This is a genomic window from Ensifer sp. LC163 (assembly GCF_001695855.1).
Lineage (GTDB): Bacteria > Pseudomonadota > Alphaproteobacteria > Rhizobiales > Rhizobiaceae > Ensifer.
On record NZ_MBSS01000001.1, the window covers coordinates 642,748 to 657,312 of the forward strand.

At 61.7% G+C, this 14,565-nt stretch carries 12 protein-coding genes; 3 read left to right on the forward strand and 9 right to left on the reverse strand.

Annotation, left to right across the window (positions count from 1 at the left end; genetic code table 11):
* Window positions 1-293: 293 nt before the first annotated feature.
* Together leuA and BC360_RS03175 are read right to left on the reverse strand one after the other, a co-directional pair.
* Window positions 294-2,003 (reverse strand): 2-isopropylmalate synthase, encoded by a 1,710-nt coding sequence (gene leuA / locus BC360_RS03170; protein WP_065786335.1) that lies wholly within the window; start codon window positions 2,001-2,003, stop codon window positions 294-296.
* Between the two features lie 455 nt (window positions 2,004-2,458).
* Entirely contained in the window at window positions 2,459-3,043 is a 585-nt protein-coding gene (locus BC360_RS03175) for an ATP-dependent Clp protease proteolytic subunit (protein ID WP_065786333.1), read from the reverse strand.
* A 241-nt stretch (window positions 3,044-3,284) separates the two neighbouring features.
* Here BC360_RS03175 and BC360_RS03180 point away from each other — a divergent pair, with 241 nt between their 5' ends.
* The gene (locus BC360_RS03180) at window positions 3,285-3,863 is read left to right on the forward strand and encodes a HupE/UreJ family protein (RefSeq protein WP_065794169.1); all 579 of its coding nucleotides are present in this window, start codon (window positions 3,285-3,287) and stop codon (window positions 3,861-3,863) included.
* A 154-nt stretch (window positions 3,864-4,017) separates the two neighbouring features.
* Here the strand turns inward: BC360_RS03180 and queF are convergent, their stop codons facing one another.
* From queF to BC360_RS03200, 5 genes are all read right to left on the reverse strand, one after another.
* Complete coding sequence (gene queF / locus BC360_RS03185; protein WP_065786331.1) at window positions 4,018-4,482, reverse strand: preQ(1) synthase; 465 nt, start codon at window positions 4,480-4,482, stop codon at window positions 4,018-4,020.
* Window positions 4,479-5,399: a cation diffusion facilitator family transporter gene (locus BC360_RS03190; protein ID WP_065794293.1), complete on the reverse strand. Its 921-nt coding sequence runs from the start codon at window positions 5,397-5,399 to the stop codon at window positions 4,479-4,481. The genes queF and BC360_RS03190 overlap by 4 nt, the downstream gene beginning before the upstream one ends.
* Before the next feature lie 260 nt (window positions 5,400-5,659).
* On the reverse strand, window positions 5,660-7,849 hold the full coding sequence (locus BC360_RS03195) for an anthranilate synthase (RefSeq protein ID WP_065794170.1): 2,190 nt from the start codon (window positions 7,847-7,849) through the stop codon (window positions 5,660-5,662).
* Between the two features lie 113 nt (window positions 7,850-7,962).
* Window positions 7,963-8,007: a trpE operon leader peptide TrpLE gene (gene trpLE / locus BC360_RS32485; RefSeq protein WP_202618528.1), complete on the reverse strand. Its 45-nt coding sequence runs from the start codon at window positions 8,005-8,007 to the stop codon at window positions 7,963-7,965.
* A 118-nt stretch (window positions 8,008-8,125) separates the two neighbouring features.
* On the reverse strand, window positions 8,126-10,231 hold the full coding sequence (locus BC360_RS03200) for a TonB-dependent receptor domain-containing protein (RefSeq protein WP_065786989.1): 2,106 nt from the start codon (window positions 10,229-10,231) through the stop codon (window positions 8,126-8,128).
* Window positions 10,232-10,524: 293 nt separating this feature from the next.
* On the opposite strand from BC360_RS03200, the gene BC360_RS03205 reads away from it, so the two are divergent.
* A complete protein-coding gene (locus BC360_RS03205; protein ID WP_065794171.1) occupies window positions 10,525-11,469 on the forward strand; it encodes an extensin family protein in 945 nt (314 codons plus the stop codon).
* Between the two features lie 100 nt (window positions 11,470-11,569).
* Here BC360_RS03205 and BC360_RS03210 read toward each other — a convergent pair whose 3' ends face one another.
* Window positions 11,570-12,022 carry a thioesterase domain-containing protein gene (locus tag BC360_RS03210; RefSeq protein WP_065786329.1) on the reverse strand — a complete coding sequence of 151 codons (453 nt, stop codon included), beginning with the start codon at window positions 12,020-12,022 and terminating at the stop codon, window positions 11,570-11,572.
* A 230-nt stretch (window positions 12,023-12,252) separates the two neighbouring features.
* Between BC360_RS03210 and BC360_RS03215 the strand changes: the two genes are divergently transcribed.
* Window positions 12,253-12,759, forward strand: a complete 507-nt coding sequence (locus tag BC360_RS03215; RefSeq protein ID WP_065786328.1) for a DUF1993 family protein — start codon at window positions 12,253-12,255, stop codon at window positions 12,757-12,759.
* 96 nt (window positions 12,760-12,855) lie between these two features.
* Here BC360_RS03215 and BC360_RS03220 read toward each other — a convergent pair whose 3' ends face one another.
* Window positions 12,856-14,535, reverse strand: a complete 1,680-nt coding sequence (locus BC360_RS03220; protein WP_065794172.1) for a formate--tetrahydrofolate ligase — start codon at window positions 14,533-14,535, stop codon at window positions 12,856-12,858.
* Window positions 14,536-14,565 lie beyond the last annotated feature (30 nt).

Below are 14,565 nucleotides of genomic sequence, written 5' to 3' on the forward strand. Positions count from 1 at the left end.
AGCCGCAGAACGACCCAGCTCGCCCGAGCGTCAGGCGGTCGCGGCGGCCCGCGAGGAGTGGCGCATCAATCGCGAACGGGTAAAAATCGAGGAGCGCGAGCGCGCGCCGGCCGAGCGCGGGGCCGACCGTGATCGGCGTCACCCCGATCGCAAGGCTCGGCGGGCCCGGCAGGCTCCTTGCGACCGACAGGCCGGCATGACGCCCGCGTCATTGCCAGACCGTGATTGAGAGTTGTGTCAGGTATCGATCGAAAACGCCGCGCGTCCGTTTCGGGCGCGCGGCGTTTTGGTGATCAGCCGCGCTTCATTTCCAGCACGCGGTTTGCCGCCGAGACGATCGCTTCCAGTGAGGCAGCCACGATGTTCGTGTTGATGCCGGCGCCGAACAGCTTGCCGCCAGGGTGCTCCATCTCGACGTAGGCGATGGCGGCGGCGTTCGAGCCGTGCTGCAGTGAATGCTCGGAGTAGTCGGCGACCGAGAGATCGACGCCGAGATAGATCGACAGCGCGTTGATGAAGCCGTCGATCGGACCGGTGCCCTTGCCCTCGATGCGCTTGATCTCGCCGTTGTCGGTGATCTCAGCCGAAACCACGCGCACACCCTTGTGTTCGCCCACCGGATAGGTGTGGTGATCGACGAACTTGATGCGCGCGCCCGGCTGCTCGACATAACGCTCGATGAAACGCTCGTGGATGCGCTTGGAGGGTAGCTCCTTGCCTTCCTCGTCAGTGATGCGCTGGATGTCCTCGCGGAACTCGACCTGCAGGTTGCGCGGCAGGTTGATGCCGTAGTCTTCCTGCAGGATATAGGCGATGCCGCCCTTGCCCGACTGCGAATTGATGCGAATGATCGCCTCATAGGAGCGACCGACGTCACGCGGATCGATCGGCAGGTACGGCACTTCCCACAATGGCTTGTTGGCGGTCTTGATCGCCTTCATGCCCTTGTTGATCGCGTCCTGGTGCGATCCGGAGAAGGCCGTATAGACCAGTTCGCCGACGTAAGGGTGGCGCTCCGGAATGACCATCTGGTTGGAATACTCGTAGACTTCCTTGATCCGCTCGATATCGGAGCAGTCCAACTTCGGGTCCACGCCCTGGGTGAACATGTTCAACGCCAGCGTCACGACGTCGACGTTGCCCGTGCGCTCGCCATTGCCGAAAAGTGTGCCTTCGACGCGGTCGGCACCGGCCATCAGGCCGAGCTCGGTCGCCGCGATGCCGGTGCCGCGGTCATTGTGCGGATGCAGCGAAATGATCAGGCTCTCGCGATTGTCGAGGTTGCGGCACATCCATTCGATCTGGTCGGCATAGATGTTCGGCGTCGCCATCTCGACGGTCGACGGCAGGTTGAGGATCAGCTTGTTGTCCGGGGTCGGCTTGACGATCTCGGTTACGGCGTTGCAGATCTCCAGCGCCACTTCCAGCTCAGTGCCGGTGAAGCTCTCCGGCGAATACTCGAAGCGATAGCCACCGCCGGCCTTGGCCGCCATGTCGGTGATCATCTTGGCCGCGTCGGTCGCGATCTGCTTGATGCCGGCGACATCCTTGGCAAACACCACGCGGCGCTGCAGTTCACTCGTGGAATTGTAGAAATGCACGATCGGCTTGTGGGCGCCCTGAAGCGCCTCGAAGGTCCGGGTGATCAGCTCCGGCCGGCACTGCACCAGCACCTGCAGGGACACGTCTTCGGCGACGTTGCCCTCCTCGATGCACCAGCGGGCGAAGTCGAAGTCCGTCTGCGAGGCCGAGGGGAAGCCGATCTCGATTTCCTTGAAGCCCATGTCCAGCAGCAGCTGGAACATGCGCGCCTTGCGGTCATGGCCCATCGGGTCGACGAGCGACTGATTGCCGTCACGCAGGTCGACCGAGCACCAGATCGGCGCCTGGGTGATCGTCTTCGACGGCCAGGTACGTTCGGCAAGCGCGATCTGCGGGTAAGGCTGATACTTCACCGCCGCTTCCGGCATGCCGTTCTTGATGGAATGGGATTTCTGGATCATTGCAGCTTCTCTTCATCACTGAGCGCTCTAGCCGCTTTGCCATAACCGATCGGGGATCGGATTGCGATGGCAAATGCCGCGGCGGGCGCGCCTTTGTCCTAAAACTCTATCGGATTCGAGGAGCATCTGCCGGCGTGGCTTTTCGGCCGCCGGGCGCTCCTCAGCGAACCCGGCAACCGCGAGTAAGGCCGAGAAGAAGAAGCGAGGCGAAGGCGCGCAACGGCGCACGATTGTCATCGTGTGCGGCAGAGATCGTAGCGATCCGATATGCGTCGGCCTTGGTCATGCCAAAGCCTATACACGGCTTGCCGAAACGGAGCAAGGCTCCCGGGAGCCGAAACATGAAGCGGGCGGCCGCCACCCCTCTCGCGCGATGCTCGGCAAAGCAAAAGGGCACCGGCGCTACCGCCGATGCCCTTTGCGACCTCAACGTCGTTGCCGACGGAATGCGGGTCTCAGATATCAGAAACCGAGGTGATGATGCGCGAGACGAGACCGTAGTTCTTGGCCTCTTCAGCCGACAGCCAATAATCGCGTTCCGTATCCTTGGCGATCTTTTCGACCGACTGGCCAGTCGCTTCGGAGAAGATCCTGTTCAGGCGCTCGTTCATCTTGATGATTTCGCGTGCCTGGATCTCGATGTCAGAAGCCATGCCGCGGGTGCCGCCCGACGGTTGGTGAAGCAGGAAGCGGGTGTTCGGCAGGCAGACGCGACGCTCCTTGGGCACGCCGACATAGACCAGCGCGCCGGCCGATGCGACCCAGCCGGTGCCGATCGTCCAAACCTTCGGCTTCACGAACTTGATCATGTCGTGAATGCTGTCGCCGGATTCGACGTGGCCGCCCGGCGAGCTGACGAAGAGGCGAATGTCGTCATCGCTGGCGGACGCAAGCGCCACGAGCTGCGAGCACACCTTCTGCGCCAGTTCCTGCGTGATCGTGCCGTAGATGAAAATCGAGCGCGACTTGAAAAGGTTCGCCTCCGTTTCCTTGCCCAAGGGCAGTTCGGTGTTCTTGTCTTCCTCGTCGTTGTCGTTCATCCGTGATTCTCCGGCGTCTCATGAATTTCTCTGTCAAAGTCAGATAATGCGACTCGACCGCGAAGACAATGCAACAAACCGAAGGGGCGACAAAGCGGCAATCCGGACTGTGCCTATGGTAAACGCTGCCACCGTCAAATGCCGTATGGACAGAGACCCAAAGCCCAATAAGATCGATCCCGTCAAAAAGCAGCAAAGGCGGGGCTGTCCTCCCAGGCCCTGTCGATCCATGGGGACAGATATGAACAGACGCATCCTGATTGCGGCGGCGGCGCTGATGGCATCCGCAGCACCCGCCTTCGCACATCTCAACCCGGACGAGCACGGCTCGTTTGCGGCCGGCTTCTCGCATCCACTCTTCGGCCTCGACCATATTCTGGTCATGGTCGCCGTCGGTCTCTGGGCGGCGCAGATTGGCGGTCGGGCGCTATGGATCGTGCCGACGGCCTTCGTTTCGATGATGGCCGTCGGCTTCGCGCTGGCAACCGCCGGCATCGAGCTTCCCTTTGTCGAGCCCGCGATCCTCGCCTCGGTCGTCGCACTGGGGTTGCTGGTGGCCATGGCCGTGCGCCTCGATACGGCCGCGTCGGCAGCGATCGTCGGCCTCTTCGCGCTCTTCCACGGTCATGCGCATGGCGGCGAACTCGGCAGCGCCGGCGCGCTTCCCTTCGCCGTCGGCTTCCTGATTGCAACCGCCGCCCTTCACGCGGCCGGCATCGGCCTTGGCATGATGCTCGGTCGCCTCTCAGGCGGCGGTGCGCTGGCGCGCGTTCTCGGCGGCATCACCGCACTTGCCGGCGCAGCCTTGATCTTCGGCTGACGGTCGTAACGAGCCGCAAAACGAAAATGGCGGGCTACAGCGCCGCGCGTCAAATATGACGGGCAAAGGACGCTGTAACACCTTAAATCTGCTGCATAATTTTCTCCTTAAATCGGACCCGATTTAAGGAATTATGCAGTAGGCCCGCCATTTTCTATCCGCGTCCGCGATAGGCGGGAACGCCCTGGTCGGGCAACCAGAGCCCTTCCGGCGGCTTGCCGGTCTGCCAGAAGACATCGATCGGAATGCCGCCGCGCGGATACCAGTAGGCGCCGATGCGCAGCCATCGTGGCGACAAAAGCGTTACCAGCCGCCTTGCAATGTCGATGGTGCAATCCTCGTGGAAGGCGCCGTGATTGCGGAAGGAATGCAGGAACAGCTTCAGCGACTTCGATTCCACCAGCCATTCATCCGGCACGTAGTCGATGACGATGTGGGCGAAGTCAGGCTGGCCGGTCATCGGGCAGAGCGAAGTGAACTCCGGCGCGGTGAACCGCACCAGGAAGTCCGCGCCCTGGTTGCCACTCGGCACGCGCTCAAGCACCGCTTCGTCGGGGCTCTGCGGCAGGTCGACCTTCGCGCCCAATTGCGACAGGCCGGATACGTCAGTCTTGCTCATTTTCGTGGTGCTCCACTCACTTTTACGCGCACGCCGTGCGCCTTTTCACCTTCCGGCTCGACATGGATCGCGATCTTGGCGCCGGGATGAACGGCGCGGATCGCGTCCTCGATCCGATCGCAGATATCATGCGCCTCGCCCACCGGCATCATTTCGGGCACGACCATGTGGAAATCCACAAAGATCACCGGACCTGCCTGGCGGGTCTTGAGGTCATGCACCCCGAGCGATCCCTTGGCATTGGCGGCAATCGCCGTCTTGATCGCCTCCTCCTCCTCGGCCGGCACCGCCCGATCCATCAACCCGTCGATCGACCGCGAGATCACCATCCAGCCCTGGAACAGGATGTTGCAGGCGACAATGACGGCGAGCAAGGGATCAAGGATCGCGTAGCCCGTGGCAATGGCAAGAACAAGGCCAATCAAAACACCGATCGAGGTGACGACATCCGACAGGATGTGGTGGCCGTCGGCGCTAAGAGCCGGCGAGCGATGTTTCCGACCGGCACTGATCAGCACATAGGCCCAGATGGCGTTGAGGACGCCCGCTGCAAAGTTGATCGCCAGGCCGAGCGCCGGCGCTTCCAGCACCACCGGCGCCATCATCGCCGGCACCGCTTCCCAGACGATCAGCAGAGCGGCAACGACGATCAGTACACCCTCGACAACCGCGGAAAAATACTCCGCCTTGTGGTGCCCGAAGGGATGGCCGGCATCCGCCGGTTTCGCCGCATAGCCGATCATCAGATAGGCGATCACCGCCGCGATCACATTGACCGTGGACTCGAGGCCATCGGACAGAAGGGCCACCGAGCCCGTTACCCACCAGGCGAGAAGCTTCAGCCCCAGCACGGCCAGAGAAAGCGGAATGCCCCAGAAGGCAAGCCGCAGGACGGTTCGGTTATCGGATCGAGACATCTTCTTCATTCCTCATGCAGATGCAAACGAGTTGCAAACGCAAGCCCATTGAAACGCAAAACCGCCCGCGCGAATTTCGCGCAGGCGGTTACTGGAAAACATATGTGCCAACGATGCCGGATTGTCAAAGGGGTGATCGGCTCACTCCCGCTTTCATTCCTGCTACGCCAAACGTCCCATGAAGACGCCTACAAGCCCAACAACGAAAAGCGCCGCCCCTTGGTACGGAGGCGGCGCCTGACTGTCTGCAAATACTTTCCTTAAGCGGCCTTGACCTTCGCCCGCTTGGCGAGATGCGCGACCACGTTTTCGATCATGCGCATGCCGGCATCACCACCGAGCGTCATGATCGATTCCGGATGGAACTGCACGGCGGCCACGGGCTCCTTGGTGTGCTCGATGCCCATGATCGTGCCGTCTTCGCTTTCGGCGGTGATCATGAAATCGCGCGGCAGGCTGGACGGATCGGCAAAGATCGAGTGGTAGCGACCGACGGTCACCTCCTTGCCGAGGCCGGAGAAGACGATGCCGGGTTCCAGCACGCGGATGCGCGACGGCTTGCCGTGCATCGGGATCGCCAGTTGCCTGAGGTCGCCGCCATAGGCCTCGGCAAGGGCCTGAAGGCCGAGGCAGACGCCGAAGATCGGCAGGTCGCGGGCGCGCGCCTTCTTGATCGTCGCCTTGCAATCGAAATCCTTCGGATTGCCGGGTCCGGGCGAAAGCACGACGAGATCCGGCTTCACTCGATCGAAGATCTCCTCGGCCACCGGCGTGCGCACCGTCGTCACCGTCGCCCCCGTCTGGCGGAAATAGTTCGCCAGCGTGTGCACGAAGCTGTCCTCGTGATCGACAAGCAGGATGTTGACGCCCGCGCCGACGGCAGCGACGTCGCGGCCAGCCTTGCCGGCGTTGGCGGATTTCGCGTCACGAATGGCTGCGATCATGGCAGAGGCCTTCAGTTCCGTCTCGGCTTCTTCTTCTTCCGGGTTCGAATCGTAGAGCAGCGTCGCGCCCGCCCTCACCTCGGCAATGCCGTCCTTGATGCGGATGGTGCGCAGCGTCAGCCCGGTGTTCATGTCGCCGTTGAAGCCGACCATGCCGATGGCGCCACCATACCATGCGCGCGGGCTCTTCTCGTGGCTTTCGATGAAGCGCATCGCCCAGAGTTTCGGCGCGCCGGTCACGGTCACCGCCCAGGCGTGGCTGAGGAAGCCGTCGAAGGCGTCCATGTCGTCGCGCAGGCGCCCCTCGATGTGGTCGACGGTATGGATCAGGCGCGAGTACATCTCGATCTGCCGGCGACCGATGACCTTGACCGAACCCGGCACGCAGACACGGCTCTTGTCGTTGCGGTCGACGTCCGAGCACATGGTCAGCTCGGATTCGTCCTTCTTGGAGTTCAGGAGCTTGAGGATCTGCTCGCTGTCGGCGATCGGGTCGTCGCCACGCTTGATCGTGCCCGAAATCGGGCAGGTCTCGATCCGGCGGCCGGACACGCGCACGAACATCTCCGGCGAGGCGCCGACCAGATATTCCTGGTTTCCGAGATTGATGAAGAAGGAATAGGGCGACGGGTTGATCGCCTTCAACCGGTTGGAGATCTCCGACGGCTTGCTGTCGCAGCGCTCGAAGAACTTCTGGCCGGGAACGACTTCGAACAGGTCGCCGCGGCGGAAGCTTTCCTTGGCCTTGACGACCAGCTCGGCATATTCACCGGGACGATGGTCGCCATGCGGCGGAATGCTGTCGACTGTCTGGAAGGGTTCGCTGGCGATCTCCTCGGCCTTGCCTTCGGTCGAAAGCCCGTCCTTGGCGAAATCATAGCGGTCGATCCAGGCCTTGGCGGCATAGTGGTCGACGACGAGAATCTCGTCGGGCAGGAACAGCACCATGTCGCGCTGGTCGTCCGGGCGCTTCAGCTTCAGGTCGATGGCGTCGAACTGAAAGGCGAGATCGTAACCGAAGGCGCCGTAGAGGCCGAGGCTCGCATCCTCGGCCGAATGGAAGAGATTGGTGACGGCCCGAAGCACGGTGAAGACCGTCGGCATCTTCGAGCGCTCTTCTTCGGTGAAGACGCGGTCGGGCGCGTTGATCGTCAGGTCGAGACGGGTCGCCGTTAAGGCGCCGAGCGTGATGTCGGCGACCGACTTGAGGTGATCAGCGATGATCGACAGCAGCACTTCGCCGCGGCCGTTATAAGCTTCGATCCAGAGCGAGCGGCCGAAGGAGGAGATGCCGAGCGGCGGGTCGACGACGGCCGTGTCCCAGCGGGTGTAGCGGCCGGGATATTCGTAGTTGGATGAAAACACTGCGCCGCGGCGCTCGTCCAGCCTGTCGACATAGCTTGAAATCGCTTCCGCATAGGAGGCCTCGCGCCGCCTGCGGGTGACGACGATGCCGCCCCTGGTGGTATAGCTTTCCGCACCGTCTTCGAGAACTACCGTTGCCATTCATCTCGCTCCGTAAAAGCCCGGTTTTCCCACACGGCCAGAATACGAAAAAGCCGCCTCGAAATCTCCGGGCGGCTTCATGTCTCAATCACGCATGACTGGTCAAGGCCGCCTCAGCGAGCCCACCACCAGATCGAAATGTTGCGTGCGCTTGTCATGGGCGAAAGTGTTAGCGCGGGTTGGTGCCTTGCGCAAGCGGGAAAAGCGGTGCCGTGAGGGCAAAAGAGAAGGCGGCCACAAGGACCGCCTTTTCGACTGGAGCTCGTCTGCAAGAGCTCAGAATTTGGCCTTCGCCGTGACGAGGAAGGTTCGGCCGCGGCCGGTGTCGATCGAGCTGCCGGCAATGGTGCTCGACGACGGAGTGTAGGTCTTGTCGAACAGGTTCGTCACTGTCGCCGTCACTTCGAAGCCGTTCTCGAACTTGTAGTTCGCGAACATATCGACCAGGCCGTAACCCGGAACGGTCGGCGGTGTGCGGTTGATCGCGCCGACGTCGGCACTCGATACGGCGTAGAAGCGCGTTCCGACAGTCAGGCGCTGGTCTTCGAGGAAGCGGGCACCGAGCGTGGCGCTGACAATATTGTCCGGCAGATAGCTCTGCACGCCGAAACCGTTGATCTGTGACGGCAGCTTGCTGTCGGTATACGTATAGGCGAGGTCACCGAAAACATAACCGGCATCATAGGCCGCCTGCAGCTCGAAGCCCTGAACCGTCGAGGTGCCGGGATTGTTGACGAAGAAGATCTGACGGCCGCCATTGAGCAGGGCTGCGGTGATGTAGTTGTCGATCTTGTTGTGGAAGTAGTTCGCCTTCACACGCAGGCTGTCGCTTGAGTCGAGCAGGCCGTCGAAGGTGAAGTTGGCGCCGACTTCCCAGCCCTTGGAAGTTTCAGGCTCCAGGAACGGATTGGGGAAGAAGGACTGGCCGCTGGAACCCGGATGCGTGCCGCCGGCAAACGTCTCGTTCACGGTCGGCGAACGCGAGGTCTCGGCGTAAGTCACATAGGGCTGGAACCAGTCGGTCGGGTTGAGCGCAAGCGTGATGCTCGGGTTGAGGCGGCCGTCCGACTTGTCGACCGTATAAGGGCCCGCCGGAAGACCGATCGGGTTGCCGGCAACGACAGCGCCCGAGCCGTCGAGGCTGAAGTGGTCCCACCGCAGGCCGGCCGTCAGGTCGACGATGCCATAGGTGAAGGTCGTGTTGCCGAAGACGCCCGTCGTGGCATTGGTGCCACTGCCGTTGACGCCGGCGCCCGGCCGCGCCGTGCTGTTGATGACGTCGTAGTCGTCGCGGAAATATTCGACGCCGTAGTTGGCCCTGACCGCGACTTCGCCGAGATCGAACAACGAGGTGTTAGAGATATCGAAGCCCTTGCCGGTGTCGGTGATCTGACGGCCGGCGGCAGTACCACCACCTCTGACATCGGTGTCGTACTTCATCTTCAGCCGATTCCAATAGGCATTGGCGCGAAAATCGATGAGTTCGTTATCAGGCGTATAGGAATAGCTTGCAGCCAGCGTCTGGTTCTTCACGTTCTGGAAGTAGGAGTTGGCGAAGAAGTCGTTGTCATAGGTGATGCCGCTGAACTTGAAGGTATGATCCTCATCCGGCGTCACCTCGAACTTCAACATGCCCGACAGCAAATCTTCTTCGGTGTAGGGAACCTGAACGCCATTGCCGTTGTCGTAGTTGCCGGGGTCGGCCTTGCTGATGCCCCCCAGCACCGAGAAAACGTCGTTGAAGCGGTACGCGCCGATCAGTGATTCCGACCAGCCGGCGCCGTTGGTGCCGTAGGTGGCGGAGGCGATGCCGCCGTAGTTCTTGCCGTCCTGGATCAGGTCTTCGATGTCATAGGTCCTGAAGTTGACCGAACCGGCCAGCGCGCCGCCGCCGACGCCGTTGACGGCGCCGCGGGTCACGTCGATCTCGGACAGGAACGCCGGATCGAAGTAGGCAAGACCTTGCGCTTCGTGACCGGTGAAGCGGAAATTCTGACGCACGCCATCGATCATCATGTTGACGCGGCCGGAACCTTCGAAGCCGCGAATGTTGACGGCCACGCCCGGGTTCTGCGGGTTGTTCGCCGTCGATGTGCCGGGCACGCCGCGCAGCAGCTCGTCGGTTTCAAGCCCGGACTGGAGGTCGATCTGGTCGGTCGTTACCACGCTGACCGGGCCGGCCTTGGCATAGGGATCGCCAGTGCGCGCACCCTTGACGACGATCGGCGAAAGGAAGGTCTCGCCTTTCTTGGTGGCCTCGGCGTTCTGCTCGTTTGCCTTTGGCTCGTTCGTCGCGGTCTGCGCGAAAGCACCAGTGGCAGCGGAAAGAGCAAGTGTAGTCGTGCAAGCCAAGAGAGCCAGGCGACGGTGCCGGTTAAGCATGGACCAATCCTTTGAAATCATGGGCCGGGCTTGCTGTTGAGCGGCGAACTCAAGGGGCTGGCTGGGCGTGGGTTCGAATACGTTGCGACATTGCGTCGCCTCATTTATGCCGCATAAAAAACATGACTATTATTGTCAACATAGAAACACCTCCCCCACAATTTATAGGATCGTCCCAATTCGGAGCGTTGCCGAACTGCAACGCCCCTTGCCATCAGGTCGATGAAACCAGATGGCTTCCCATGCGTTCCTCCCCTCGGGGCCTGCCCTCGCGGACATGTGAAAGGAAATGCATGCGTTGTCATATGCCCCTGATATTCCTGTCGTCATTGCTCCTCATGAGCGCAAGCCTTCCAAAAACCGGCCCCCTTCCCTCCAGCAAACCACCTGCTGACGCGCAGGCGGAGGCACCGATCCCCGCTCCGGAAAAAAAGCCGGAGACGCCGGTGAAGGAAGGGGACGAAGACAAGAACCAGCCGCCGCCAGACGGAAAACACGGCAGCCAGGCGCCGACGCCTGAACCGAAGCCGACGGAAGGCACAGAAGGCGAAAAGGCTGGTGACAACGGAGCAGACGGGATGAAGGACGACGACGCCGAAGAGGAAAAGAACAAGGACAAGTCGGCGGACGACAAGGCGGACCAAGCGCCTGTCACCTACCCGCCTGTCGAAAACGAGAACCCGGCCGAATACGCCAAGTGCCTGTCCGAGCTGAAAGCGCTGGGCGCCGTCTTCGCCGAAGCCAGGCGGATCGACGACGGCAAGGGCTGCGGCATCGACAAGCCGCTCGATGTCGAGAGCGTGTTGCCCGAGGTCAAGCTGGCGCCGAAAGGGCTGATGCGCTGCGAGGCGGCATTGGCATTGGCGCGCTGGACGAAAGAAACGGTGCAGCCGGCCGCCGACGTCGCGTTTGCCAAGGGCACGACCGTCAAGACGTTGAACCAGGCCTCCACCTATATCTGCCGCCTGCGCAACAATGGCGCGACAGGCAAGATCTCGGAGCATGCCCACGGCAACGCCGTCGACATCGCCTCGTTTACCCTCAGCGACGGCAAGACCATCGAGATCCAGCCCCGCGACGAAGACGGCACCATGACCGGCGCCTTCCAACGCGCGATCACTGCCTCGGCCTGCCTCTACTTCAAGACCGTGCTCGATCCGGGCAGCGACGCAGCTCATGAGACGCACCTGCATCTCGATGTGATCGAGCGCGGGAACGGATACCGCTACTGCCGATAGAGCCGTTCCGCCTTAGACGGCGTCGCAGAAACGCTCTATCAATTTGTTTTTTTACGCATTTCCCGACGGAAAACCGCTTCGCGCTTTTCCTGGAAATGCTCTAATCCGCACCATGCCCCAGGGCGACGAACTCGCCTTCGAAACGCCCGGCAAGGTCGCCGCCATCGAGCAACTCGGCGGTAACGACGATGCGTGCCCTGCCCCGGCGGTGAAGCATGCGCAGAAAGCCCGGCCATTGCCCCGTGTCCGCCAGGGTTGACCGGGCGGAGAATGCGCCGGCAACCGGCTTCAGATACTCCATCCGGTTGCTCTGGATAACGAGGCGGGCCGCAACGCCGGCGCGGCTCAAGCGCACGTGCAGCAGCGCCCAGGCGGAAAGGATCGACAGCGCCGAGGCGCTGCCGCCGAACACGGTTTCACGGTGATTGATGTTGGGAGCGAGCGGCGCAGAAAGCTGCACATGCTCCTCCGTCGCCTCGTCGACATGAACCTGCATCGCTGCGGAAAGCGGGATATGGTTGTGAAGATAGGCTTCAAGGTTGAGTGGAGTCATGGAGGCACATATCCATTTCGAGCTTAAGACGTGTTCGTCAGCGGGCAATCACAACATGAACATAGAGGCGGCGATGCAGACAATACCCACCACCTTTCGTCGCCAGCCCGCGAACAATCCGTAAGGTTCGCACGGCATCAAAGATGGCGCCGGCGCCTTGCAGGATCAAGTTTCGTTTCCCAGATAGCAGTCCAGGAATATCACCTTCCCCAAGCCCGAGGAAACGTCCCATGGCCCTCACAATGTACAGGCTCTCCGTCCCCACTTTCGTTCATGGCTTCAATGTCCTCGGCAAGCTGCTCGACAAGGCCGAGGCCCATGCCGGCGAAACCGGCCTTTCGCTCGATGAACTGGTCAACGCCCGGCTGGTCGCGGATATGCTGCCGCTCTCAGGCCAGGTGCAGCGCGCCAGCGACACGTCAAAGGGCACCATCGCCCGGCTGACCGCACTTCAGGTGCCGAGCTTTCCCGATGAGGAGAAAACGTTCGGTGAGCTGCGCGAGCGCATCGGCAAGACCGTCACCTTCCTGGAAACGGTTCGGCCGGCCGATCTCGAGGGCAGCGAGACCCGCGAGGTCACATTGAACTTCACCAAGCTGAAGATGACGCTGAGCGGCGAGGATTATCTGCTAAAGTTCGTGTTGCCCAACTTCTACTTCCATCTGACCACCGCCTACGACATTCTCCGCCACAAAGGCGTTCCGGTCGGCAAGGCGGACTTCATCAACCTCAGCTGAGGCGGTGCATAAAACAGGACGCGGTAGAGCTTTAAGATCACGCCGCAACGCCTCAAATTGATTCCGTTTTGAGGCGCTGTGGATAGCCGCAACCGGCTAGAACAGGCCCTCGATATAACCCTGCTGGTTGAGATAGATCTTCTCCGACGATGGCGCCTTCGGCAGGCCCGGCATCGTCATGATCTCGCCGGTAATGACGACGATGAAGCCGGCGCCGGCGGCGAGCCGCACTTCGCGGATCGGCACCGTGTGGTCGGTCGGCGCGCCACGCAGGTTGGGATCGGTCGAAAACGAATACTGCGTCTTGGCCATGCAGATCGGCAGGTGGCCGTAACCCTGATCCTCCCAGGTCCGCAGTTGATCGCGCACCGACTTGTCGGCGATCACTTCGCCGGCGTGGTAGATGTCCTTGGCGATCGTCTCGATCTTGTGGAACAGCGACATCTCGTCGGGGTAAAGCGGTGAAAACTGCGAGTGACCGCCTTCGGCCAGCTCGGCTACCTTTCGCGCCAGTTCCTCGATGCCGGCCGAGCCTTCGGCCCAGTGGCGGCAGAGCACGGCTTCGGCCCCGAGCGTCGCGACATAGTCCTTGATCGCCTGAACCTCCGCCGGCGTATCCGAGGTAAAATGATTGATCGCGACGACCGCCGGCACACCGAATTTCTTGACGTTCTGAACATGGCGACCAAGGTTGGCGCAACCCTTGCGCAGCGCCTCCAGGTTCTCCTTGCCGAGATCGTCCTTCTTGACTCCGCCATTCATCTTGATGGCGCGCACTGTTGCGACAACGACGGCCGCATCGGGTTTAAGCCCGGCCTTGCGGCACTTGATGTCGAAGAACTTTTCCGCACCGAGATCGGCGCCGAAACCGGCTTCGGTCACGACGTAATCCGCAAGTTTCAGCGCCGTCGTCGTCGCGATTACCGAATTGCAGCCATGGGCGATGTTGGCAAACGGACCACCATGCACGAAGGCCGGATTGTTCTCCAGCGTCTGCACGAGGTTCGGCTGCATCGCATCCTTCAAAAGCACGGTCATCGCGCCATCGGCCTTGATGTCGCGGGCAAAGACCGGGCTCTTGTCGCGCCGGTAACCGATGATGATGTTGCCGAGGCGCTTTTCGAGATCCCTAAGGTCGGTTGCCAGGCACAGGATCGCCATGACTTCCGAGGCGACGGTGATGTCGAAACCGGTCTCGCGCGGATAACCATTGGCGACACCGCCGAGCGGCCCGACAATGCTGCGCAGTGCCCGATCATTCATGTCTATCACGCGGCGCCAGGCGATGCGGCGGATGTCGACGTTCTGCTCGTTGCCCCAATAGATATGGTTGTCGAGCAATGCCGCAAGCAGATTGTGCGCCGAAGTGACGGCGTGGAAATCGCCCGTGAAATGGAGGTTCATGTCCTCCATCGGCACCACCTGTGCGTAGCCCCCGCCGGCGGCCCCACCCTTGATGCCGAAGCAGGGGCCGAGCGACGCCTCGCGGATGCAGACGATCGCCCTCTTGCCGATACGATTGAGCCCGTCGCCAAGACCGACCGTCGTCGTCGTCTTGCCCTCACCCGCCGGCGTTGGGTTGATCGCCGTCACCAGGATCAGGTGGCCGTTCTTCCGGTCTTTCTGGGCGGCGATGAAGTCGGCGCCGATCTTTGCCTTGTCGTGACCGTAGGGCAGCAAATGCTCCGGCGGAATGCCGAGCTTTGCGCCGATCTCCATGATCGGTTTCTTCTTCGCGGCGCGCGCGATTTCGATATCGGACTTGACCTCCGCCATGGGTTTTCCCCTCCCCCCAAGCTGCATTCT